The sequence below is a fragment of the Candidatus Flexicrinis affinis genome, assembly GCA_016716525.1.
GTDB classification, from domain to species: Bacteria; Chloroflexota; Anaerolineae; order Aggregatilineales; family Phototrophicaceae; genus Flexicrinis; species Flexicrinis affinis.
The window spans coordinates 83819-106000 of record JADJWE010000007.1 but is presented as its reverse complement, the minus strand read 5'-3'; the positions used below and the strand labels follow the sequence as shown (position 1 = coordinate 106000).

At 62.5% G+C, this 22182-nt stretch carries 21 protein-coding genes; 8 read left to right on the top strand and 13 right to left on the bottom strand.

Annotated features, from left to right (window positions below; all coding sequences use genetic code 11):
• Positions 1 to 88: 88 nt before the first annotated feature.
• Positions 89 to 517, bottom strand: coding sequence for a flavodoxin domain-containing protein (locus IPM16_18040; GenBank protein MBK9125001.1), 429 nt, complete (start codon positions 515 to 517; stop codon positions 89 to 91).
• 156 nt (positions 518 to 673) lie between these two features.
• On the opposite strand from IPM16_18040, the gene IPM16_18035 reads away from it, so the two are divergent.
• From IPM16_18035 to IPM16_18020, 4 genes are all read left to right on the top strand, one after another.
• Complete coding sequence (locus IPM16_18035) at positions 674 to 1150, top strand: CoA-binding protein (protein ID MBK9125000.1); 477 nt, start codon at positions 674 to 676, stop codon at positions 1148 to 1150.
• A gap of 393 nt (positions 1151 to 1543) precedes the next feature.
• Positions 1544 to 2299 carry an arsenite methyltransferase gene (gene arsM, locus IPM16_18030; protein ID MBK9124999.1) on the top strand — a complete coding sequence of 252 codons (756 nt, stop codon included), beginning with the start codon at positions 1544 to 1546 and terminating at the stop codon, positions 2297 to 2299.
• Positions 2300 to 2575: 276 nt separating this feature from the next.
• A complete protein-coding gene (locus IPM16_18025) occupies positions 2576 to 3115 on the top strand; it encodes a cupin domain-containing protein (protein MBK9124998.1) in 540 nt (179 codons plus the stop codon).
• 133 nt (positions 3116 to 3248) lie between these two features.
• The gene (locus IPM16_18020) at positions 3249 to 3737 is read left to right on the top strand and encodes a hypothetical protein (protein MBK9124997.1); all 489 of its coding nucleotides are present in this window, start codon (positions 3249 to 3251) and stop codon (positions 3735 to 3737) included.
• A 61-nt stretch (positions 3738 to 3798) separates the two neighbouring features.
• Here the strand turns inward: IPM16_18020 and IPM16_18015 are convergent, their stop codons facing one another.
• Positions 3799 to 6432 carry an AAA family ATPase gene (locus tag IPM16_18015; protein ID MBK9124996.1) on the bottom strand — a complete coding sequence of 878 codons (2634 nt, stop codon included), beginning with the start codon at positions 6430 to 6432 and terminating at the stop codon, positions 3799 to 3801.
• A gap of 233 nt (positions 6433 to 6665) precedes the next feature.
• Positions 6666 to 7070, bottom strand: coding sequence for a GNAT family N-acetyltransferase (locus tag IPM16_18010; GenBank protein MBK9124995.1), 405 nt, complete (start codon positions 7068 to 7070; stop codon positions 6666 to 6668).
• Positions 7071 to 7299: 229 nt separating this feature from the next.
• Between IPM16_18010 and IPM16_18005 the strand changes: the two genes are divergently transcribed.
• Positions 7300 to 8238 (top strand): S1 RNA-binding domain-containing protein, encoded by a 939-nt coding sequence (locus IPM16_18005; GenBank protein ID MBK9124994.1) that lies wholly within the window; start codon positions 7300 to 7302, stop codon positions 8236 to 8238.
• Positions 8239 to 8326: 88 nt separating this feature from the next.
• Positions 8327 to 8890, top strand: a complete 564-nt coding sequence (locus IPM16_18000; protein MBK9124993.1) for a DUF2179 domain-containing protein — start codon at positions 8327 to 8329, stop codon at positions 8888 to 8890.
• A gap of 6 nt (positions 8891 to 8896) precedes the next feature.
• On the opposite strand, the gene IPM16_17995 is transcribed toward IPM16_18000, so the two are convergent.
• Together IPM16_17995 and IPM16_17990 are read right to left on the bottom strand one after the other, a co-directional pair.
• On the bottom strand, positions 8897 to 10096 hold the full coding sequence (locus tag IPM16_17995) for a glycosyltransferase family 4 protein (GenBank protein ID MBK9124992.1): 1200 nt from the start codon (positions 10094 to 10096) through the stop codon (positions 8897 to 8899).
• An 81-nt stretch (positions 10097 to 10177) separates the two neighbouring features.
• Positions 10178 to 10774, bottom strand: a complete 597-nt coding sequence (locus IPM16_17990) for a nitroreductase family deazaflavin-dependent oxidoreductase (GenBank protein ID MBK9124991.1) — start codon at positions 10772 to 10774, stop codon at positions 10178 to 10180.
• Between the two features lie 328 nt (positions 10775 to 11102).
• Here IPM16_17990 and folE point away from each other — a divergent pair, with 328 nt between their 5' ends.
• On the top strand, positions 11103 to 11855 hold the full coding sequence (gene folE, locus IPM16_17985) for a GTP cyclohydrolase I FolE (GenBank protein ID MBK9124990.1): 753 nt from the start codon (positions 11103 to 11105) through the stop codon (positions 11853 to 11855).
• Positions 11856 to 12037: 182 nt separating this feature from the next.
• Here the strand turns inward: folE and cax are convergent, their stop codons facing one another.
• The 3 genes from cax to IPM16_17970 all read right to left on the bottom strand — a co-directional run bounded on the left by cax (position 12038) and on the right by IPM16_17970 (position 16462).
• Positions 12038 to 13126 (bottom strand): calcium/proton exchanger, encoded by a 1089-nt coding sequence (gene cax / locus IPM16_17980; protein MBK9124989.1) that lies wholly within the window; start codon positions 13124 to 13126, stop codon positions 12038 to 12040.
• 92 nt (positions 13127 to 13218) lie between these two features.
• The gene (locus IPM16_17975; protein ID MBK9124988.1) at positions 13219 to 16140 is read right to left on the bottom strand and encodes a VWA domain-containing protein; all 2922 of its coding nucleotides are present in this window, start codon (positions 16138 to 16140) and stop codon (positions 13219 to 13221) included.
• A gap of 121 nt (positions 16141 to 16261) precedes the next feature.
• The gene (locus IPM16_17970) at positions 16262 to 16462 is read right to left on the bottom strand and encodes a hypothetical protein (GenBank protein ID MBK9124987.1); all 201 of its coding nucleotides are present in this window, start codon (positions 16460 to 16462) and stop codon (positions 16262 to 16264) included.
• A gap of 241 nt (positions 16463 to 16703) precedes the next feature.
• On the opposite strand from IPM16_17970, the gene IPM16_17965 reads away from it, so the two are divergent.
• Positions 16704 to 17291 (top strand): histidine phosphatase family protein, encoded by a 588-nt coding sequence (locus tag IPM16_17965; GenBank protein ID MBK9124986.1) that lies wholly within the window; start codon positions 16704 to 16706, stop codon positions 17289 to 17291.
• Between the two features lie 4 nt (positions 17292 to 17295).
• Here IPM16_17965 and IPM16_17960 read toward each other — a convergent pair whose 3' ends face one another.
• The 5 genes from IPM16_17960 to IPM16_17940 are packed head-to-tail and all read right to left on the bottom strand — an operon-like array spanning position 17296 to position 22055.
• Positions 17296 to 18891, bottom strand: coding sequence for a phosphoglycerate dehydrogenase (locus IPM16_17960; protein MBK9124985.1), 1596 nt, complete (start codon positions 18889 to 18891; stop codon positions 17296 to 17298).
• Positions 18888 to 19562: an HAD family phosphatase gene (locus IPM16_17955; GenBank protein ID MBK9124984.1), complete on the bottom strand. Its 675-nt coding sequence runs from the start codon at positions 19560 to 19562 to the stop codon at positions 18888 to 18890. The genes IPM16_17960 and IPM16_17955 overlap by 4 nt, the downstream gene beginning before the upstream one ends.
• A gap of 36 nt (positions 19563 to 19598) precedes the next feature.
• On the bottom strand, positions 19599 to 20450 hold the full coding sequence (locus IPM16_17950; protein ID MBK9124983.1) for an HAD-IB family phosphatase: 852 nt from the start codon (positions 20448 to 20450) through the stop codon (positions 19599 to 19601).
• Positions 20451 to 20508: 58 nt separating this feature from the next.
• The gene (locus IPM16_17945; GenBank protein MBK9124982.1) at positions 20509 to 21411 is read right to left on the bottom strand and encodes a tetratricopeptide repeat protein; all 903 of its coding nucleotides are present in this window, start codon (positions 21409 to 21411) and stop codon (positions 20509 to 20511) included.
• Positions 21411 to 22055, bottom strand: a complete 645-nt coding sequence (locus tag IPM16_17940; protein MBK9124981.1) for a response regulator — start codon at positions 22053 to 22055, stop codon at positions 21411 to 21413. Before IPM16_17940 ends, IPM16_17945 begins: the two co-directional genes overlap by 1 nt.
• Between the last annotated feature and the right edge of the window lie 127 nt (positions 22056 to 22182).

Genomic DNA, 22182 nt, shown 5'->3' with positions numbered 1-22182 from the left:
ACTCGAATCGTAGCATCCGATGGGGGTGCAATCAACCGCTGACGGCCCGACGAAATCGGCGGTCGCCTGCTCTATCGAAGCGTGCCGATCAGGTCGGGCTGAGGGCGGACAGCGTCTGCCGGACAAAGTCCTCCGCACCGTCGCCGGGACGGCTGCGGTGAATCGTGTTCTGACCCACAACCGTCGCCCCGCGTGCCTTCAGCAGATCGCTCAGTCGATCCATGGCGCGGCGCGGGTTGAAGGCGTATGTGCAGAACATGGCCACTGGCTTGCCCGCCAGCGACGGTAGCGCCGGAACCCACAGATCTGCCCCTGCAGGCTTCACGCCAAACAGAATGAATCCCTGAATCCATGTGCCGACAAACAGCAGCTCGGCCTGCTCGACGTCAGCCTGACGCACCTCGATCACCGACTTAGTGGCAACGCTGTGGCCGAGGTTTCGGGCGGCCGCGGAGATGGCTTCTGCCGCTTGGCGCGTGTGGCCGCTGCGACTCTGGTATAGGACGAGGATCTGCATTGCCCCTGCCCCTTTCCGGCTGTTGGTGCGATGTTCCCAAAGAGAATGACAGACATCTCAGAATCTTGTGCATTTTATCACTTTTACGGGTGACTGCCGAAACCGCTCCGCAGTGTGTTCGTATCATCAGGTAAGAGCAGAACAAGCGAGGCAACTATGTCAACCATCACCATGAGTCATCAGGAACGAGTCGAGGACTTTTTGGCCCAGAAACGTATCGCCGTGTCAGGGCTTTCGCGGACCAAGGACAGTGGCGCCGGCGCGATCTACCTCAAGCTGCGCAACCATGGCTATCAGGTTTTTGCACTGCACCCGGAAGCAGAAGCGCTGCACGGCGATACCTGCTATCCAAACTTGAGCGCCATCCCCGGCGGTGTGGACGCCGTCTTCATCATGAACAGCCCGGACGTGAGCGAGAAAATCGTCGACGAAGCGCTGGGATTAGGCGTCCGGCGTATCTGGATGCACAACAATACGCTGATGGGATCAAGCGCATCCGAGGCCGCGGCCGAGAAATGCCGTCAGATCGGGGCAAACGTCATCTCGGTGGGCTGCCCGATGATGTTCTTGGAGCCAGACGTGTTCCACAGCTGTATGAGGTGGTTCATCCGCGCGACCGGACGCATGAAATAACGGGGACACCGGCACCTTTCGTGTGTTTCTGACCCGCGTCGCGCCAGTAGGTGATCGATCCGGGGCATAGCCACCTAGAGTGTCACGACTTCCGGCTTTGCCCCGGTCTCTCGCCGTTAAGTGCATCCGCGCGGGTCATGCCGCGAAGTGTGAGGCACGGGCGGACAGTTCCTCGCATCAGCGATCATCACGTGCTTGACATATTGATACGCGTCGATATAATACGGACAAACTGCGGATACAGGTCCAATCCGCAGAGGCTTTGGCCGATGAAACGCAGTAGGAGAGCGCATGGCAGTTGGCCGGGTTCTGGTCGAATGCGAACGCCGCAGGTGAGGAACGCGTTTTTTGGGGTCATTGTATCGACATGCATCAATATGTGAGGAGCACACTATGAGCAGCAATGTACAGATTCACGACACGGTTCGTGCGCGCTATGCCGGGATCGCTCAAGCGACCAGCTCCAGTGGCTGCTGCGGCGACTCGGCCTGCGGCTGCGACAGCGGCCTGTACAGCGCCGAATTGATCCAGACGCTTGACAAGGAGACGGTCAATCTCTCGTTGGGCTGCGGCGACCCGGTCAGTATTGCCAGTCTGAAGCCGGGGGATACGGTACTGGACCTAGGCAGCGGCGGCGGGATCGACTGCTTTCTGGCCGCGCGTCAGGTGGGTGAGACCGGGCACGTCATCGGCGTGGATATGACGCCAGAAATGCTTGCGAAAGCCAACGCGGCACGCGACCGCATGGGTCTGCACAACGTCGAATTTCGCCACGGGCACATCGAAGCGCTGCCGGTGGACGACAACAGCGTCGATGTCATCGTGTCCAACTGCGTCATCAACCTCGCGCCGGACAAAGTGCCGGTCTTCCGCGAAGCCTTTCGCGTGCTCAAGCCGGGTGGGCGCGTCAGCATCAGCGACATCGTGACCGAGGGGGACTTTAGCGACGATCTGCGTGCGGACGGCACCAAGTGGGCCGAGTGCGTCACCGGAGCCATTGACGCTGCTGTCTACACCGACATGATGGCCGATGTGGGTTTTATCGACATTCAGGTGGTCGATAAAGTGGGCGCCGAGGACATTGTCCCGCGTCAGGAGGGTATGCCGCGCATCTTCAGCGCGCGCATTACGGCTTACAAACCTCTCTAGCGCCCTTGCTCTCGGGCCCCGGTCCACACGCTCAACCGGGGCCCGTGATCGTCATCGGACAAGCGGCACCGATGCAGCGGCGATTGGGCATAGAGTGCAGTGCCAGCGGTGAAATCGAGACGCGCCAGAGAGGCGAGAGGCGCGGCGCCCTGTAGGTGGTCAATCAACGGCTGACGGCGGCCAACGCAAGCGGTGTAGCTGACGGTGTCGAACCTTGACTCGCGGTATACTCCGCCCGTAATGCGGTTCGAAATCTTTCTGCCTAAGGAGGCGACCATGAGCCGTGCGTTCACCGATCCGAAAACCGGTGACTCGATTCGCTTTCTGCGCACGGCCGACGAAACCGGCGGCGCGCTGTTCGAGGTGGAGGTGACCTACAACCCGCACAGCAAGCGGCCTCCCACCCACTATCATCCACGCCAAGAGGAACGGTTTGATGTCGTGCAGGGCCAGATCACGGCCGAAATTGGTGGGGAGACACGGACCTATCGCGCGGGCGAGTACTTCATCGTGCCGCCCGGAACGCATCACGCCATGTGGAATGCGGAACAATCGCCGGTCGTCATGAACTGGCAGACCCGGCCTGCCCTGCGGACGCAGCAGCTTTTCGAATCTTTGTGGGGATTGCAGCAGGACGGCAAGCTCGACAGCGCCAAACCGAACCTCCTGCGTATCGCTGTGATCTTGAACCACTTCCGTGATGAGTTCCGGCTCGCAGGGCCATCGCAGATCGTTCAGACCCTCCTATTCCCGATACTGGCCGTCGTTGGCCGGCTTGCCGGGCACCGCGCACACTACGAGGAATACAGCCAGTAGTCGGCTCGGATGCCCCGCGGGATCGGCAAGGTTCAAACCTTTTCCTACCCGACTCCATACCGCAGTGAGGTGACTCTCAAACCCGGCGTCGCCTAACGTGTGTTTATCGCCCACGAGGGAAGGACACACGATCATGCGACACGATGTTGAGTATCAAAATCACAAGAATCGTCGGACTGAGCTGATTCACGAAGCGGCGAACGAAAGTCTCGCCGGCATGCAGTCGCTGCAGACCAGCGGCCTTTCGGGTAACGTCAAGCGCGTGGGCATCGTCATCATGCTGGCGGCCGTACTCCTGACCGGTTCGCTGGCGTGGGCGCAGGCCGACAGCCCGCCTGCGCCGCAGTGGGTCTGCGACCGCCAGCAGTACGAAACCCGTTACGTGTACTTGCCGGACGCCGAGACAGTGCCGTATGTTGCCTCCAGCGCGCCGCAATGGGTGCGTGACCTTCTGCAGTACGAGGTTCGGCAAACCGAGTCCCGCGCGGCGGGCGCCCTTCGCGAACCTGCGTCCGATCCGTCACAACGCGTGCAGGGCAGCCCGCAGTACGCGACGCCGTGCCGTTACCGTGAGCCGCGCACCGAACGGACTTACGTAACGCCCATATATGGTCCGCAGTGACGATCGCAGCAACCCCAACTCAACGCGCGCCGCATTTCGACCGAATGCGGCGCGCGTCGTGTTAGGCGCTCTCGTCAAGATAGCGCGTCACCAGTTCCACCGGATCGAGCGCTGCACCCTCATTCCACATCCTTTCGAAGTCGTCGTCGCCAAGCGCCGCCCGCAGACGAGACTTCAACTCGTCCATCAGCGGCCAGTTCTTGAGCCATCCCGTGATGCTCTTGGGATGGTTGAACGCCAGCGACAGGAGCTTCGCCGCGAGGGTGAGGTTGCCGCGCTGCGTCTCGATCAACGCCGTGGTCGGAAAACACCAGAGCATACGCCCAATAGCGCCGATCTTCAGCGACGACGACAGCGCATAGCGGTTAGCGGCGGACGCGCGCACATTGTCGTTCGTTCCGTACGCAGCCAACGCGAGAAGCCAGTTGAGGAAGTACATGTAGCGCGGGTTCGGGTTGGTGCTCGATGCAATCTCATAGAGATCGAGCGCGACTGCGTATTTGCCTTCTACGGCCGCGATCATTCCGATCTTCAGGTGAGAGAACCCTCGAACACGCTGCTGACGAATCGTCGCGTACGCATTGATCGCCGCGACCGATTCCTCGCGCGCGGTTTGAAAGTCGCCCCGGAAGAACGCCACGTCGCCAACCACCAGCGATGCCCACGAGTAGCGCACACGCGCTTGCGTGAATGACAGCACTTCGTTCGCGCACGCCTCGGCTGCATCGAGATCGCCCAGCTCGAGTTCGCTGATCGCGACGTGCAGGAGCGCCAACGACAACCCGTACGGTCCGGCGAGCTCGCGCCGCAGCGCTAAAGCGTCCCGCTGATGGGCCAGCGCGCGTTCCAGATCTCTGCTCTCCCAGTAAAAGTACAGGAAGTGGAGCGTCCATGCGGCGTAGAACGGGTCGTCAAGTCGCTGAAAACGCGACAGGCTCTCGTCTAGCGCGGAGAGCGCGTCGTCCCGCTGATCGAGACCGGCGACCGTACCGATAAAGCAGTGGCATATCGCGATGTCGGTCTCGTTGCCCGAGTCGATTGCGATATCCAGCCATCGTTTCGCCCGTTCCAGCGCCTGCGAAAACGGCTTGGCAATTCCGTAGAGCCATATTTGCACCCAAAATAGGCGAAGCTGGAGATGACACCAGACATGCGCCGATTCGCGATCGTCCAGCCGAAGTTCCAGCGAGCGGCACGCGGCACTGAAGATCTGTTCGCCTTCCGTCAGGTACAGGGCGACGTGGCAAAACCAGCACAATGTATCGGCGCTGCGGTAGAACACGCCGTAGCTGCGCGTGCCGATCGCCCGGTACCACATCATGCGGATGTTCTCGAAGTCGGCTTCAAGTTCCTTCGCGGCGGTATTCTGGCCGGCGCCTTTGAGCGCCGCGTTACGCTGATGGACGAAGTCTGCGAAGTATTCCGCGTGGCGATCCAGTGTGGCATGAAGCGTTCCCGACTCAGTGAGCTTCTCTTCGGCGTACTGCCGCAGCAGCGCGTGAACGTCGTACCGCTCGCCGCCTACGCGGGTAACGAGCGCCTTGGCGACCAGCGTCTGCAGCGCGCGCGGCGATGCCTGCGCAACGGCTTGCGCGGCCTGCAATGTGAATCCGCCCCGAAATACGCCCAGCGTCATAAACACGCGCTGCTCGGGCTGCGATAAGCTGTTCCACGCATAGTCGAAAATGGCGCGGATGCTGCGCTGACGTTCCGGGATGTCGCGCATTTCCGTCTCCAGAAAGTCGATGCTGCGCTGAATCTCGGAGGCAATTTGCTCGACAGTCAGCGTGTCTAGCCACGATGCCGCGAGGATGATGGCAAGCGGCATCCCCTCCGTGACGTGACAGATTCGCGCGACATAGCCGAGGTGTTCAGGCGTGGCTTGCCAGTTCGGCTGCTCCTGTTGAGCAGTGCGGATGAACAATTGCACGGCCTCGTACTGCGCCACGGCTTCGGGCTCGTTTCCCGTCGGGAACTCCATACCGGTCAGGCTGAAGATCGTCTCGCCGGTCAGGTTCAGGCGTTCACGCGAAGTTGCGAGCACGCGGACGTAGGGCGCCGCGGTGAGGATGTCCGGCAGCAGCGTCGCGCCGTCCAGCACGTGTTCCCAGTTGTCCATCACGAGCAGCAGGCGCTCTTCGGCCAGCGCATCTACAAGCTGCTGCCGCGGGTTGGGACTCTCCCCCATCAGCGGAATGCCGAGGCTGTTGGCGATCTGAAAGACGATATTAGCCGCGTCGGTGGTCGGTTGCAGCGAAACAAAGAAGACGCCATCGGCAAACTCGCCGTACTTCTCTGCGACTAACTGCGCAGCAACCTCCAGCACAAGGCGGGTCTTGCCCATGCCACCCGCGCCCAAGACGGTGATCAATCGGATGCGCCGGTCGTAGAGCAGCTGTTTGAGCGCTGCGACCTGTTTGTCACGCCCGATGAACGGTGTCGCCTGCGCCGGGATGTTGTTCGGGATGGACTCGACTTCCGGTGAACGGTCGAGGATACCTTGGCGTTCGGCGACAGCGACCGCCTGATCGCGGTTGTTCACGCCGAGCTTGCTATAGATCTGCGAGTTGTACCACTTGACGGTGGAAGTGCCGAGATGCAGGCGCGCAGCGATTTCGGCGTTGGTCAACCCTTCGACAAGGCCCGCCAGAATCTCGCGTTCGCGGTCGGTCAATGTGAATCGATGGTCCGCCATGCGCCGTGCTCCCGCGTTTCCCTAGGGCCAAAGGCCAACTGTGGACGCCGCAGCGGGGGTAGTGATTTCGGACCCGAAGGTGTTCGGCCGGGCGAAACGAATGGAGACCGGGCGACGCCGACATCGTGCGTGAATGGTGCTGGACTTTATCGTGTGGCTGGCACCATTGTAGCGTAGGTTATGTGCTGGCCCACCCGCCCTACCAGTCCGGGTCGTCCTCGAAGGCGGACGGTCTAGATTGCAGACGATCGTACGTTGATCAATCCTGCATCCGTAGACCTGAACCCGCATCGCTCATAGAACGACCTGAGATGGGGTTCGAAGTCAACATGCAGCCACTCGATGCCATGCTTCCTTACTGCTTCGACGGCGGTCTGTACAAGTGTTGTCCCAATCCCCTGCCGCTGAAACCGTGGATGGACGGTTGTATCGAGCAAGAAGGCATGGACGCCTCCATCCCATGCCACGTTCACAAAACCAATGAGATGATCGTGGTCGTAGGCACATACGTAGAGCAGACTGTGCCGCAGCATCTGTTGAAAGTCGGTGGCCTTGTGATCTTCCCACGCGGCCGCAAACAAGGTGTTGAGTCGATCGTTGGAAACGGGAGGACTGATCTCCCAGACTATCTCGTTCATGATTCCCCCGTCTCTTTCGTGACTCAATTATGGCGCGATGACCAATACCGGAAGACCTCTCGGATCGGGCGCAGTCAACCACTGCGCGTCGCCCCGTTTGACATCAACCTCCGAACGGCTCATAATTCACTCAGGATTCTCCCAGCGTACTCGCCATCTAGCGCCGTGGATCGCCGCCTATCCCTATGGGTGTCTGACTGTATCGTATGATGTTAGAGGGCTTTTTGTTATGTCACATGAGCCGCCGCGCCACGACGGAGCGCCGCCGGTGGACGAGGGCTACTGGTCGTCGCTGTTAAGCGACGGTGAACCCGCAGCCCATTCAGCCTCCACAGTCCACGAATCCGGCCAAATTGCCAACCTGCACGGAGAAGCCGCCGATTGGCAGGAACTAGTTCGGATTCAAAATGCCGACGAGACGCTCGAACTGCCGGTGATCGGCTACAACCGCGGCGGATTGTTGGTCGAGTGGCGATCGCTGCGCGGTTTCGTGCCGGCCAGTCAGTTGGTGGAATTCCCGGTGCAAGCGTCCGAACAGGCGCGCCGCAGCGCCATGACCGAATACATCGGCCAAGTCCTGCCCCTCCGCGTGATCGAACTGAATCCGGAACGCAACCGGCTTATCCTGTCCGAGCGTGCGGCGCAAGCCCAGCCCGGCGGGCGCGAGGCGATCCTCAACCGCGTGCAGGCCGGGATGATCGTGCGCGGAGTCGTCACCAACCTGACCGATTTCGGCGCATTTCTCGATCTGGGCGGGCTGGAGGGCTTGATCCATATCAGCGAGCTGAGCTGGGGCCGCGTTTCGCATCCGAGCGCCATTCTCGAGCGCGGGCAGGAGGTCGAGACACTTGTGCTGGAGGTGGACCGTTCGGCCGGCCGCATCGCCCTCAGCGCGAAGCGCCTGCGGCCTGATCCGTGGCGCACCGTCGAGGAACGGTATACGGTCGGCAGTATCGTCGATGCGGTGATTACGAACGTGGTCGACTTCGGTGCGTTCGCCAGCCTCGAGGAGGGACTGGAAGGGTTGATCCACATCAGCGAGCTAGCCGAGGGCCACTTCCTGCATCCGCGCAACGTGGTCACCGAAGGGCAGCCAGTCCGGGCGCGCATCCTCAGCATCGACGGGCGCGCACGGCGAATGGGACTCAGTTTGCGTTCCGCCGAGTAACCGTTGGACGACTGTCTCTTTTGTGCGGCAAGCGGGTTCGCTAGAATGCTGTTGTAACCGCGCCCGGAGTATTCAGTAAGGCAATACCATGACAATCACAGTCGATATGCTGCTTGCGGCAGGAGCGATCTTCCTTCTGCGCGTCCTCAACTACGCCATCAGTACCATCCGGATGGTCGCGATAACGCGCGGCCGCCGGCTGCTGGCCTCGGGCCTCGCCTTTATTGAAGCGTTTCTGTTTGCCGTCGTTATTGCCAGTATCGTGACCGATATTTCGAGTAACGTACTCAACCTTGTTGCGTACTGCCTCGGCGCGGCAGCAGGCGGATGGGTTGGCATGTCGCTGGAGTCGCGCTTCATCACCAGCTACATGACCGTCAGCATTATCCCGCATGTCAAAGAGGCCGGCCACGCGATCGCCGTTGCGCTGCGTGACGGCGGCTACGGCGTGACCGAAACGATGGGCGAGGGGCTTCAGGGCGCGGTTACGCTCGTGCGCAGTGTCGTCAGCAAGCGTGATATGCAGGCTGTGCTGGCGATCACCAAGAAGGTCGACAGCAACGCGTTCGTCTCGGTCGAGGAAACGCAGGCGATCTACCGCGGTTGGCAAAAGCGCCGCAATAAGCCGGGTGCGCGGGTCGTGGAGGCGTAACGTCGCCTAACGCTTAAGGGACGCGGCATAAACGATCTCGACCTGTCGCGCAATTTCGCTCCAATCGAACCGCCGCACGAACGCCAACCCGTGTTCGGTCATCCGGCGCCGCGCCTCGGTGTCGTCCACGAGTCGTAGTATCGCAGTCGCCAACGCGTCCGGGTCGTCCTTTGGCACCAGCAGGCCGTTCTGCTCGTGCTGCACGATCTCAGGGATACCGCCGGCATCCGACGCAATCACCGGCAGGCCCGCCGCCATCGCTTCGGCGTTGACGAGGCCGAACGGCTCTTCCCAAGTCGACGGACACACGAAAATGTCGCCCGCGCGGTAGAACGCCCGGATCGCCTCGCGGTTTAGGCCGCCGAGAAAGCGGACGCGTTCTGGGGGAAGCGCGGCGGCTAGCTGTTGGACATCGCGCTCGTAGGCGCTGAGGGCCGAGAATTCGGTGTTGAAGCGATCGTCACTGAGGTGCTGCGGCGTGCCCAAACCCAGCCGTGTCGATCCGGCAACGGCCAGCACAAGGTTCCGATCGGGACGCGCTTGCAGCACGCGTTGCCATGCCTTCAGAAGTACGTGAAAGCCCTTTTCAGGCACGACGCGCCCAGAGAACAGCACCACGAGCGCATTCGGATCGATACCGAACTGCTGTCGGGCATGCGCTGGCTCGACCGTCTGGAACGCGTCGGCGTGGATTCCGTTGTGGATGGTCACAAGCTGCTCGGCCGGGTAGTTTACCTCGGCGGCCACTCGCCCCTTGATGTAGTCTGAGCAGCAGATGGCGCGGCCCGCTCGGCGCATGAACACGTCGTAGACCGATGACCCACGCAGCGGCGGGTTCTGAAACTGCATCACCGCAGCGCGCGAACGCCGGTGGATCAGCAGATACGGGTTGTTGTGCACATGATGGATGTCCGCCGTAGGCGCGCGCAGGTTGTCGATCAGCAGCGGCAGGAACAGTCGCAGGTCGTAGCGCGGAAAGCGCGCGCGATTCCACAGCGGAAGCCATCGGATCGCTACGCCCTCGACGGTCGCGCTGTGTGCATGACCGTCCTCGGACGGGGCGACGATCTCGACGCGGTGGCCGGCGCGGGCTTGCAGCAGCGCGAGGTTGAACGCAACGCTGAGCAGCCCGGTCAGCGCGCCGCCTAGCGGATCCAGCGGCAGTACGCCCTGTTCGGGTTCGGGAAGGATATGGCGGATGTGCATACGAAGCTGGCTCTCCCGCGGGGCTGAGCCCCGGTGTGAAGATGGGTGATGGATGGAAAGGGCGCTGGGGCGCGCCTGAGTTTAGTCGCGCTTGGACCGGGTTGCCAGTCGCAGCAGCACGAACGCGGCGATCACGAGCAGGGTCATCCACGCTCGATCGGCCGACACCGGCGGAAGCGTCTGGCGCTCTTCCGGAATGCGCTCGAGACGGACGAAGGTATACCGTTGAGCGTTCGACTTGAGTACGTGTGGCCGGACGACCTCGCGGTTGCGACCCGACCAGTAGATCCAGCGCAGCGGGATCGGCGCATTCATCCTAAACAGATACAACACGCGCACCGCTTCGCCGGCATCTTCGACGCGGCTGGCCTGTGCAGGGAAAACCTGAGTGCCGATGCGCACGGTAACGTTCGGGTCGCGGCTGATACGGTCAAGCCACTGCGCATCCTGACTGGTCGCCAGCACGTAAATCCGCGAACCCTGCCGGCGAAACTCCAGCGGGGTGTAGTGCGGCCCGCCTGTCGACCGGCTGCGCGCGGACATAATCAGGATCGGCATGATACCGAGCGGTGGCCCGAAACCCAAGCGATACAGGTAGACCGGCAGGCGGCGGATAAAGCGCTTACGGGCTCTGACGATCTCTTGGTCTGCGGTTAGCGGCAGCTCGGACTGAGACATCGATTCCACGATCATTGTTATCTGCGACAAATCCTTTCTATCCGTACTTTACAGCCGATTCGGGGCGGCGGCAAACACCAGTTCTTGTGACTAAACCGGTGGTGAGTGTTCAGTGTCGAATTGCTGAGATATGGCCGATGAGGAATCAAAACGCCCATATAATCCAATTCGTCTCACATTGGTGGCATGGCGGTTTGAACCATCCATGTGGACTATGCGGGCAGCCAATGTAAGTAGAATGCCCGTTCAATCGTCTAATCGAGACACAACATATTGAGAAGGGAGATGCGCGGCACGAGGTTGTAACCGCCGCGCGTAGAGACAACCGATGGGATCGAACAGTACAGTGTCCAAGAACGGCAGCAGCAACGGCCACAACGGCAATGGTAACGGCGGTCATCATTACTACGATGACGCCGAACGCGAAGACGTTCTGAGCGTTCTACAGGAGAAGTTCACGTCTGAGGAGTTCTTGCGGACGTTCGAGTTGGATTTGCCGGATGTGGACACCGACGCGATCGAAGACGCGACGCGTTCCATCCTTACTGCGGTCGGCGAAAACCCGGATCGTGAAGGCTTGCAGCGCACGCCGGTTCGCGTCGCAAAGGCGCTGACCGAAATGCTCTCTGGCTATCGCACCGACCCGAGCGCGCTTATCAATGAAGCCCTGTTCGACGTGGAATATGACGACATGGTGATCGTGCGCGATATCCCCTACCAGTCGTTGTGCGAACATCACATGCTGCCGTTTCTCGGCCGTGCGCATGTCGCGTACATCCCCAACGGCAAGGTGATCGGCCTGAGCAAGATTCCGCGCATCGTGGATATGTTCGCCCAGCGCCTGCAGGTGCAGGAACGCATGACGCATCAGATCGCCGAGTTCATCCACGAAGTGCTTCAGCCCAAGGGCGTGGCGGTCGTGCTGGACGGCGTGCACATGTGCTCGATGATCCGCGGTGTGAAGAAGCACGGCAGCGGTATGACGACCAGCGCAATGCTTGGCGCCTTCCGCGAGGACGAGCGCACCCGCTCGGAGTTCATGGCGCACATCCAGCGTGCCAGCGGGCAGTCGCTGTTCTAGTGTGAGCTCATTGGGGCGCTGCCCCAAACCCCGCCAGAAGGCTTGCGCCCTCTGGACTCCCTGATTCGCAGGAAAGGGGTCAAGGGGTGTAGATCCCTTGTGGAGGTGTGGAGGCGAAGCCTCTGCAGATAAAGAGAACAGGCTCCTCATGATGCGAGGGGCCTGTTCTGTTTTGGTGCAAGTTAGCCGCCTGCGGCGTGCAACGCGCCCTCCGCGGCAGGCAGCACGAGGAACGCCATGCCGAGGATGAGGTAGACCCCGATGAGCAGTGCCCCTTCGAGCCAGTTCGACTCGCCGTCCATTGCGATAAAGGCAGCGACGAACGTCGCGCCTGCCAGCGCCACCAGTTCGAACGTATTGAACACCAACAGCATCGGGTTGCCGAACAGCAGGCTGATGAACACCAGCACCGGCGCCACGAACAGTGCGATCTGGAGGCTGCTGCCCAGCGAGATGGCGAGGCTGAGTTCCATTTTGTTCTTGTAGGCGACCTGCACCGCGACCAGATGCTCGGCGACGTTGCCGATGATCGGGATGAGGATGATGCCGATGAAGAACTCGCTCAATCCGAGTGTGACGGTCACGGCCTCGACCGCGCCGACGAGCGTCTCGGACATCAGGACGATGCCGAGCGTGCTCAGTGCCAGCACGATGAGAGAAGTCCGAACACTCCACTTGGCGTGGTGGATGTCTGCGGCCGCCGATTCGCGAGTCGTTACGCCCTTGTCTGCGGTGAAGCTGTAGTACACGCTCATACCGTAGAGCAGGATCATGATGATCGCTGTGACTTCGCTGAGCGGAATTTCAGCCGACAGCTCGCCCACGATCGCGGCGTCGAACAGCGACGGGATAATCAGTGCGACGAATGCCATCACCATCAGCGTTGCGTTCATGCGGGCATTACGTCCGTTGAACGACTGCGTACCGTGCTTGACGCCGCCGGCGAATAGGCTGAGGCCCAGTACCAGCAGCAGGTTGCCAATGATCGACCCGGTGATCGACGCGCGTACGAGGTCGACCAGCCCTTCACGCAGTGCGAAGATGGTGATGATGAGTTCGGCTGCGTTGCCCAGCGTCGCGTTCAGCAGACCGCCGAGCTTCGGCCCGGTATGGACGGCGAGTTCCTCGGTCGACTCCCCGACCAGCTTGGCCAGCGGGATGATCGCCGCGCACGACAAGCCGAAGATCAGCAGAGGGTCCATGTGCAGGACACCCTCGCCGAGCAAGGCGAGCGGTATGGCGACAAGCAGCCAATACAATGGATTGCGCAAGTATGCGGTCACAGCGCCTCCCCTCCCTCAGGCAGACTTGAAGATGTCCTATAGTGTACTGAGGATTACGAATTCTGCCGCAGATTCACGTGTTAGTTGGGCGGCGGGCGGCGCCGCTTGAGCAGGCGCGCACCGATGTTCTCGCTGGAGTCTTCGTCGGTTGCGACCGCCTCGCGATTGGGTGCGGCTGGTTTGGGCGCAGGGCGCGGAGTTGGCTCCGGCGCAGACACCGCCTCCGACCGGGCCGGTGCGACGGTTGCGGCAGGTTCGGCACGGCGGGGCTCCGCATCGCGGACGCGCGTGCGCAACGCGCTTGCCGTCGATACCGCCGAGCGCGTGACATCCTCGGACTCGATGGCCTGACGAGCACGCTCGCGCGCGTCCATGAGCGCAGCCATGCGCCCGGTGGCGGCCTCCGCGGCGGGGCGCGACCGGGCCCGAATGGCGGTAGCAAGGCGGGACAAGTCGCTGCGGTTGACCAGCACGCGCCGAACCGCAATGTCGACCGGCAGCAGCACCAGCGCCACGATCAGCAGGAACGGAAACACCGGCGCCGCGCCTCCGCGAGCCGTCAGCGTACGGGCGAATGCGCTGGCGAGCCCGTCGGTCAAGCGGCCGCCGCCGGTAAGGGCAGCAGCACGGGGCAGGATCGACTCGGATCGGCCGGCGGCGTACTCGCGCGAGTAACTCATCACCCATCCGCTGGTTTGCGTGACGGCCGTACCGTCGGAACCCTCGCCGTTAACCGCCAGCAGGTACGCGCCTTCCTGTGCGGGTAGGAACGTCGCTTCATATTGGCCCGGCGCGGTCTGTCGCAGAGGGATCAGGCGGGCGGTAAGGCCGGGTTCGACGACCGACACGTTGAGCGCGAGGCCGTTGATGAATCCGCCGGCGTCGTCGCGCGCATCTACTACGACGCGCGCCACCGTCTCCTCCATCGTGACTCGTGTCTCGAGCGTATCGCTGCCGCCTTCGGTCATCGTCCAGCGTACGGCTTGGTTCCAGAATCGGGTGAAATCGTCCCACGTGACCCACGCCGTGCCCCAGCGTGCTGTCGCGTCGCTGGTGAAGGCGACCGCCCGGCCGAGGCCGAACTGCCATGATGCGAGGATCGGATCGGCGTAGGGCTCCGGCCCGCGCAGCACGGCCTGTGCGGCGTCCTTCAGCGATGTCCCGACATAGCCGCGCAGTTCAGGCAGGCCGGCGATCCCTTGCAGGATCGGGCTGCGGCTGGATACGCCCGGCACAAACGGCGACTCGAAGATGTAGGATCGGGTCGCCAGCACGGTCTCCTGCGCGAAGATCGTGGGGATGGTCGATGGATCGGCCGCGACACGATACGTCCCGCCGCCCGCTTCCGACATATCGCGCATCAGTTCGCTGTCGTCACCGAGCGCCACTGACGTCAACGTGACGCCAGCTTCCGCATACAGCGCGCCGGCCAGCTCGACGAGGCCTGTGCGGTTGGACAGACCGTCGGACAGGACGATGATGTGCTTGAGCTGCGACGGCTCGGTGACAATGTCGCGTGCAACGAGTTCGAGGCCGGCGCGAATGTCGGTGCCGCCGCTGGGCCGCAAGGTGCCGACCAATCTCCGCAGTTCCTCGCGGTTGGCGACCTCTTGGATTTCAGCGATCCAGTAGGCCGCGCTGTCGAACGTGGCGACACCGGCGCGGTCCGTGGGCTGCAAAAAGTCGATCGACCGGTCAATGGCCGCCTTGGCAAGTTCGATCAGCGGTTGGCCGCCGGGGCCGAGCGTCGCCATCGAGCCTGAGCGGTCGATGACATACGCGATGGTGAGCTGCGGCTGGCGCTGCTGGTCTTCAAGCTGCATCGACACGGGCAGCACGGTTTCAAGCGGTGTTTGGAAATAACCGCCCGGCCCATACGCCTCCGGCCCGCCGAGCGAGACCAGCCCGCCGCCCAGATCGCGCACGTAGGCAAGGATCGTCTGCATCTGCCGGTCGGTCAATCGGTCCGCCGCGACGTTGGCGAGGATCACGCTTTCGTACGGCACCAATCCGGCCGCAGTGATCGGCAGGTCTTCCGGCGCGACGACGTCGACAGTCAATTCGGCCTCTTGCAGCGCGGCCGCGATGTACTGCGTCTCGTCTGCATCGCCGACCGCCAGCACACGGGCCGGGCCGATCACTTGGCTGAACGTCGCCAGTTGGTTGTTCTGGTAGTAGCCGTCGATTGACTCGGGCTGAACGATGACGGTGAAATCGCGGAAGCCGCTGTCTTGGGCGACAAGCGTCAGCGTGCGGTTGTTGACGCCTTCGCGCAAGTCGGTCGTCTCGCTGGTGATAAGCTCGCCGCTGGCGAAGATGTCGATACGCGCTTGAGTCGCTTGGTCGGCCTGTACGGTCAAGCTGAGGTCGAACTGCTGGCCCTGCGGGACGGCGGCTGGCGCGTCAAAGCGGGTGACCCGTACGTCGGGCGCGTCGAGCGTTTGCAGCGGCAGGTACGTGATCTCAACCCCGGCGGCGGCGGCGAGTTGTGCGGCGGCTTCGGCATCGCCGATCGTCTGTTGGCCGTCACTGAGGATGACGATACGCCGTGCTGCATCGCTCGGGAACATCGCCAGCGCAAGGCGCACGGCCGCGGCAATATCGGTGTTGCCGCTTTCTGGCGACGAGCGCACAGGCCCGAGGCTTCGGCTGTCCGAGACGGGGCGTTCGACCAGCGGGCGCTGCCCGAATACCACGAGGCCGGCCAGATCCGCGTCGCCCATCGCGCCGATGGTTTCGCGCACTTGGCCGAGCGCCGCATCGCGCAAGACCGGGTCCACGCTGTCGGACGTATCCACGAGGAAGACGACGGCCAACCGATCGGTGTCGCGGACGATCTGCATGCCTGCCAGAGCAAGCACCAGCAGCACGATGATGACCGTGCGAAGGATCAGGCTTACGGTATCCCGACGGCGGCGAAATCGCTGACGCGGGTAGCCCAGCCAGATCGCAGCAGGAACCAGTGCCAATAGCAGGAGTGCAGGGGGAAAGCTAAATGACATCCGCGAGTCCGGACAATGTTCGACACGCGTATGGTATCATGCCGGCCGGGGCGGCGCATAACCCTAATCGGAAACAAAAGAGGGGCAGCCTTGGCTGCCCCTCCTCACGTTCGTGGTGCGACTACTTCTCGATGTCGACCTTGAGCTTGTCCCACTCCGCCTTGCTGACGAACTTGGTCAGCGGGCGGCCGTCGGAGGTCTTGGCGCGCAGGCCGTAACGCTCCTGACCGTTCTTGGTCTTGAACACGGTCTTCTTGACGTTCTTTTGATCGACTTTCACTTTGCTGCGGGTCTTGACGTCATAGAATTCGATGCTGGCCACTGGAAGTCTCCTTTGTAAGACAAGTCGAACCTGCGACTCTTTTTGCGTAATTGCCCGGTAACTTATTCCGCTCAATTAGCCGAGCGCGACGCCTCGCCTACTCCTAATATAACCAGTTCCCGTAGTTTGGCAAGTACCTACGGGAAAATTCGTGTGAAATTGAGGGAAAATGAGGGAAACTCTCGTAAAAAGTTGGTTTCTAGGCCAGAATTTCCAGCAGCGATTTTGGGTAAGGACATCGATGGGAACCCACTACATCACGATGGTGCGGCACGGTCAATATGACCGCATGTTTGGTGACGAGGGGGACTTGAACACGACCGGCCAGCTTCAGGCGGTGCTGACTGCAGACGCCCTTCGGGGCCATCGTTTCGACGCGTTTCTATGCAGCCCAATCCTGCGGGCGCGCAGGACGGCCGAGCGAATCCTGCCCGCGCTCGAAGGGGTGACGATCCGGTACGATTCGCGCATCGAAGAGTGCGTGCCGAGCATCCCCCCGGCGATGGAGCGTTGGTTCGGCGAGAACCGCCCGCACATCAACGGCGAACACACGGTGGTGTGCCGGCGTCGTGTTCAGGACTTTTACGGCGAGGTATTCCGCGGCGTGTCGGCGACGGCAAACGACCGGCACACGCTGGTCGTGGCCCACGGCAACGTGATCCGCTTCTTGCTCGCCCATGTGCTCAGCCCGGATCAACACGCGTGGACGAACATGCTGGTCTATCACTGTAGTCTTTCGCGTGTGATGATCGAGGCCAATGGCGATCCGATGGTGATCGGGATCAACGACATCAACCACCTCGCGCCGGAGTTTCGCAGCGAGCAGTGAAGCGCTAGAACAGCGCGACCTGGTGCGCGTGGCGCACGAAGTCCAACGCCATCAGTTGATCGAGGACGGTGTCGCTCAACGGTTGATCGAGCGTAAGCACGGTCAGCGTTTGGCCGCCGGGGGTGGCGCGGCCGGTGTACCAGCTAGCGATGTTGACCTGATTCTCGGCCATCAGCGTTCCGACACGCCCGATCACGCCGGGCTGGTCGTAGCTGCCCATGATGAGCAGATGACCGCTCGGCACGAAATTCATGCGATATTCGTTGACCTGCACGATGTGCGCTTCCTGCCGGTCGAGCAGCGTGCCCGAGATGATGATGTCCTCGCCGTCGTCGAGCGTGACCTGCGCGCTGACCAGCGTGGAGTACTCGCCGGTCTTGAGTCCCTTCGTCTGCATAAGCTGAATGCCGCGCTCGGCCGCCAGCAGCGGCGCGTTAACGTAGCTCACGCCATCGCCGAGGATCGGCGCAAGCAGGCCCTTGAGCAGTGCGACGGCCAGCGGTTTGATCAGGCCGGTCAACTCGTTTCCGCGATACTCGACCGCCACCCGCCGCACCGCATGGCGTGCCAAGACGTGCAGCAGCGTGCCCATCCGCTCGGCCAGCGTAAGGTACGGCCGGATCGTCTCGTAATCGGTGCCGGGCAGGAACGGCATGTTGATGACGTTGCGGTAGTCGCTGCCGCGCAGCGCGTCCATCACCTGACTGACGATCTGGATCGATAGGTCCTGTGTCGCTTCGATCGTGTTCTCGGCGACGTGCGGCGTATGCAGCACCGACTCCTGCCCGATGAGAGGCGAGTTGTACGGCGGCTCCTCGGCATATACGTCGAGCGCCACGCCGCCCAGATGTCCTTCTTTGAGCGCCGCGGCCGCGGCTGATTCGTCGATCAGGCCGCCGAAGGCCGTATTGATCAGCTTGGCCCCGGGCTTCATGCGGGCGATGAACTCGGCGTCGACCATGCCGCGCGTCTCGGCCGTTGGGGGGACGTGCAGCGTGACGAAATCGCTCCGGCTCAGAAGCTCCGGCAGCCCGACCAAATACAGGCGCGGGTCGTCGATCTGATCCTCGGAAATGTACGGGTCGCAAGCCAGTACGATCATCCCGAAGGCCAGACATCGGTGCGCGACCGCGCGCCCGACCCGCCCCAAGCCAATGATGCCGAGGGTCTTGCTGGAAAGCTGGCTTCCGGCTTGCCGGCGGCGATCCAACAACCAGTAGCCGTCGCGCAGGCTTTCGTGCAAGCTGACAAGCCGTCGCGACAGACCGAGCATCAGCGCGACGGTGTGTTCGGCTGCAGCGATGGCGCTGGTGCCGGGCGTATGCGTGACGATGATGCCGCGCTCGCTGGCAGCCGGGATGTCGATGCCGCTCAAGCCTGCGCCGACGCGTCCAACCACCTTGAGCTTCGGCGCGTGGCTAAGCAATTCCTTGTCGATGGTAATGTCATCGCGCGCAATGAGCGCGGTGGCGTCCGCTATCGCATCTTGAACCGCGCGCAGGCGCGGCGTAACGACTGCAACAGTCGTGTCTGAACGGCTGCGCAGTGTTTCGAGCGCGTGGTCGGTGAGATCGGTGGCAACGACGACATGATGGGTCACGACAGATCCTCCTCCAGCCACGTCCGGACATCGTCGAGGCTCTCAAAGATGTGGGGCGTAATCTCGCGGAACGCCTCGGCCTGCGTGTAGGTCACGTCCGGCACGACACCGCAGGTCATCCCTGCCGCCACCACAGCACGCGCGCCGTTACGGCTGTCCTCCAGCCCGACCGTACGCGCAGCTTGAATACCCAACCGGCGGGCCGCCGTGAGGTAGACGTCCGGCGCGGGCTTGCCGGCCTGCTCGTCGTCACCGGTACAGCGAACGCGCAGCACGTCGTCCCAGCCCATCGCTCGCATCGTCACATCGATGATGCCGGCCGACGAGTTAGACGCGACCCCCATCGGAATGTTGTGAGTCAGCAGAAAGTCGATCAACCGGTGCGCGCCGGGCTTCTCTTTAACCATATTCGGAATGCGCTCTGCCATGCGCGCGTTCAGATCGACGATCATGTGTTCAAGCGGCTCGGTCAGGCCGTAGTGCGTGCGCAGCAGATCGAGGAAGTGATCGACACGCAGGCCGATCACGAGCTGGCGATCTTCGTCGGTGTAGGTCACGCCGCGGTCGGCGAAGAACTCCGCCTCGACGACGTGCCACACCGTCTCGCTGTCGACCAGCAGACCATCCATGTCGAAGATTACCCCGGCGAATTCGGTCAGTCGTTTAGGCACGGTGTCCTCGCAGTGACGTTGAATGCGTGAATCGGCTTAGGTGCTGGAATGAAAAGCGGTGGCGAACGCGGAGCGGAAATCGTCGGTTCTGAAGGTCAACCCGCCGTCCAGTGCAAGCTGAATGCCGCGGTCGAACACGGCTTGATGCGGCGTGCCGAGCACGCGCTGGTACCCGGCAGGGCCAGCGGACAGCGGCAGCACCGGCGCGATCGAGGCGGTGTGGACAAACGCGTCGGAGCCTTGACGCACCGTTTCGCGGGTCACCACCCCGCCGAACCCGACGAACAGGTCGACCACCGAGCGCGTCGCCAAATCCGACGACCCGTCGCCGACCATCAGCCGGCGGCCGGCGCGCTTGCCCGCCAGATCGGTGATGATCTGCGGCTTGCCACTGCTCACCGTCAGCGGCCCGTTGTCGTGATCCATAAACCGCTGCGCATTGCGATTCTGAGGCTCGTCGTAGCGCCACCATTCGCCGCTGAGCTCGTCGTATTCGAGTTCGACGGCGCGGATGTTCTCAAGCGGGATACCCAGCCGTTTGCCGAACCCGCGCACTGGCTCGGCTAGCCCGCCGCTGATGATGAACACGGTCTTGTTCAGGAAACGCAGCGCGTCGAAGACCGCTTGCACGTCGGGGACGATCGTCTGCATGTAAAGGTCTTCGATCGCCTTGAGCTGGCCGCGGGTCGGGCGGATCGCTTGTAGGCGCTTGCCGTAAACCTGCGCCAGATCGAGCTCGCCGTTCATGGCCTTGTGTGTCAACACGCCCACTCGCAGTTCCTTGCCTTTCAAACGGGCGAGTTCGTCGATTCCCTCGATGGTCGACAGGGTGCTGTCGCAATCGAAGAAGATCAGGTCGTAACTGGTCCAGCGGGTTTGCGGTGTCATAGGGCGATCGAGCTTCGGTGGCAGTCACAGGCTAGTATAGACCGATTTCAGCGGGGCGTCATGGTTCAAGTGGCGGGTCGTCCTGCGTGCGCCTGCCGCGCGCGAGCATTTGCGCCTGCCGTGCCCAGAAGTCGGCGGTGGCCATGTCGCCCAACAGCCCGTAGGTGGTCGAAACCTCAGCGTTAATCTCCGGGTTGAGCGGGTCGCGCGATAGAGCGTTCAAGAACATCTCTAGGCTGATGAAGTCCTGCCCGACGGCACGATAGTACAGCCCGGCAGCGACGTACACCTGTGCCGACTCGGAGCCCAAACCCAACGCCTCATCGAGCCACGGCTTGCCGTCCTTGCCCTGAATGGCGCGCACGAGCGCGACCGACGCCAACGCCTGCGCGGTGTCCGGGTCGAGCGCGACGGCCAGCTCGAAGGCCCGTTCGGCATACCCGTACAGCGCGGCATCGGTCATCACCGCGCCCACGGCAAGCGGCAGACCGGACCGCGCCGCTGAGAACTGCTCGAGCGTTTCGATCAACTCGGCCGGCGGAGCCATGCCGGTCTGTGCGGCGCGGCGCAAGAACGTCAGCGATTCCTGCGGTGCGGCCGGGGCGAGGATCAAGCCCAAATGCAGGTTGGCCCATGGATCGTCCGGCACCAACTCGATCAGCGTGCGGAGCGCGTCGGCGGCGTGATCCCAGCGGCTGTTCTGCACCGCCAGTTCGGCGGCTCGGCGTGCCGTGAGTTCGTCGTGCGGGTCGATCAGCAGGGCGGCCTCATAATGGGCGATCGAAGCGTCTACGTCACCCAATGCCAGTGTCAATTCGGCGGCGTCGCGGCGTCGGTCGGCGGTCCAACCGGTTCGGGCGGCTTCGGCGAGGATCGGATAGAGCTGTTCGGCAGGTGATGCGGGTTGTGCGGCGACGGCATTCGCCAGCAGCACGACCGCAAGCAGGACGGCCGCGCGCATCAACGCTCCGCGAGCGCCTCGCGGATGACCGCCTGAAGCTCGAGCGGGGTGGTAGTCTTGACCAGAAAGCGGAAGACTTCCTGAAGCTTTCCGACCAGCCGGTTGGCGGGATCGTTGTAGGCGGTCAACACGATCACCTTGGGGAGTTCGTTGTCGGGACGGCCCGCGTACGAGGACTTGATGAATTCGAGGATGCTCCAACCGGTCATGTCCGGCAAGTTGAGGTCGAGCAGCACCAGATGCGGCATGTTGGTACGGATGTAGTCAGTCGCCGTGCGGCCGTCTTTGGCGTGGAAGACATCGACCTTGATTCGGCGCAGCGTCTCGCGCACGATAGCGGCGAACTCGACCGAGTCTTCGACCAGCAGGACGCCGGGTTTGCCGGGCGCAGGTACGGACTGATCGCTGCGGACAGCGCGCATCTCGGTCGTCGAAAACGCGACATCGTGATGCTCGATGCGATCGGGCAGGTCGTCCAAGCGCACTTTGGGGGCGAGGCCGGTCATCGACGGGTCGCGCGCCAACTCGGTTACGGATGGCGTGGGCATCGGATCGCTAGGACGTTCGTGCGCCAGATCCGGTTGTTCTTCTCGATCGGGGCGCCCTTCTTGCGCGTCCAGATCGAAGTTGTCCGATGACGTCATTACCCCTCCGAGGGCCGGAGCGAGGGCGTGTTTCGCCTCGCCATGCAACCGATTATAGCCGGTTTCAGCGTGCGGTAAACATTGACGTCCCGTGCGCTGGGGCGCCGATTGCTCACCGCCCGCTCAT

Excerpts from the sequence above, each read along its gene's own strand:
- IPM16_18040 (MBK9125001.1), bottom strand. The coding sequence starts at position 517 with ATGCAGATCCTCGTCCTATACCAGAGTCGCAGCGGCCACACGCGCCAA.
- IPM16_18035 (MBK9125000.1), top strand. The coding sequence starts at position 674 with ATGTCAACCATCACCATGAGTCATCAGGAACGAGTCGAGGACTTTTTG.
- arsM (MBK9124999.1), top strand. The coding sequence starts at position 1,544 with ATGAGCAGCAATGTACAGATTCACGACACGGTTCGTGCGCGCTATGCC.
- IPM16_18025 (MBK9124998.1), top strand. The coding sequence starts at position 2,576 with ATGAGCCGTGCGTTCACCGATCCGAAAACCGGTGACTCGATTCGCTTT.
- IPM16_18020 (MBK9124997.1), top strand. The coding sequence starts at position 3,249 with ATGCGACACGATGTTGAGTATCAAAATCACAAGAATCGTCGGACTGAG.
- IPM16_18015 (MBK9124996.1), bottom strand. The coding sequence starts at position 6,432 with ATGGCGGACCATCGATTCACATTGACCGACCGCGAACGCGAGATTCTG.
- IPM16_18010 (MBK9124995.1), bottom strand. The coding sequence starts at position 7,070 with ATGAACGAGATAGTCTGGGAGATCAGTCCTCCCGTTTCCAACGATCGA.
- IPM16_18005 (MBK9124994.1), top strand. The coding sequence starts at position 7,300 with ATGTCACATGAGCCGCCGCGCCACGACGGAGCGCCGCCGGTGGACGAG.
- IPM16_18000 (MBK9124993.1), top strand. The coding sequence starts at position 8,327 with ATGACAATCACAGTCGATATGCTGCTTGCGGCAGGAGCGATCTTCCTT.
- IPM16_17995 (MBK9124992.1), bottom strand. The coding sequence starts at position 10,096 with ATGCACATCCGCCATATCCTTCCCGAACCCGAACAGGGCGTACTGCCG.
- IPM16_17990 (MBK9124991.1), bottom strand. The coding sequence starts at position 10,774 with ATGTCTCAGTCCGAGCTGCCGCTAACCGCAGACCAAGAGATCGTCAGA.
- folE (MBK9124990.1), top strand. The coding sequence starts at position 11,103 with ATGGGATCGAACAGTACAGTGTCCAAGAACGGCAGCAGCAACGGCCAC.
- IPM16_17975 (MBK9124988.1), bottom strand. The coding sequence starts at position 16,140 with ATGTCATTTAGCTTTCCCCCTGCACTCCTGCTATTGGCACTGGTTCCT.
- IPM16_17965 (MBK9124986.1), top strand. The coding sequence starts at position 16,704 with ATGGGAACCCACTACATCACGATGGTGCGGCACGGTCAATATGACCGC.
- IPM16_17950 (MBK9124983.1), bottom strand. The coding sequence starts at position 20,450 with ATGACACCGCAAACCCGCTGGACCAGTTACGACCTGATCTTCTTCGAT.
- IPM16_17945 (MBK9124982.1), bottom strand. The coding sequence starts at position 21,411 with ATGCGCGCGGCCGTCCTGCTTGCGGTCGTGCTGCTGGCGAATGCCGTC.
- IPM16_17940 (MBK9124981.1), bottom strand. The coding sequence starts at position 22,055 with ATGACGTCATCGGACAACTTCGATCTGGACGCGCAAGAAGGGCGCCCC.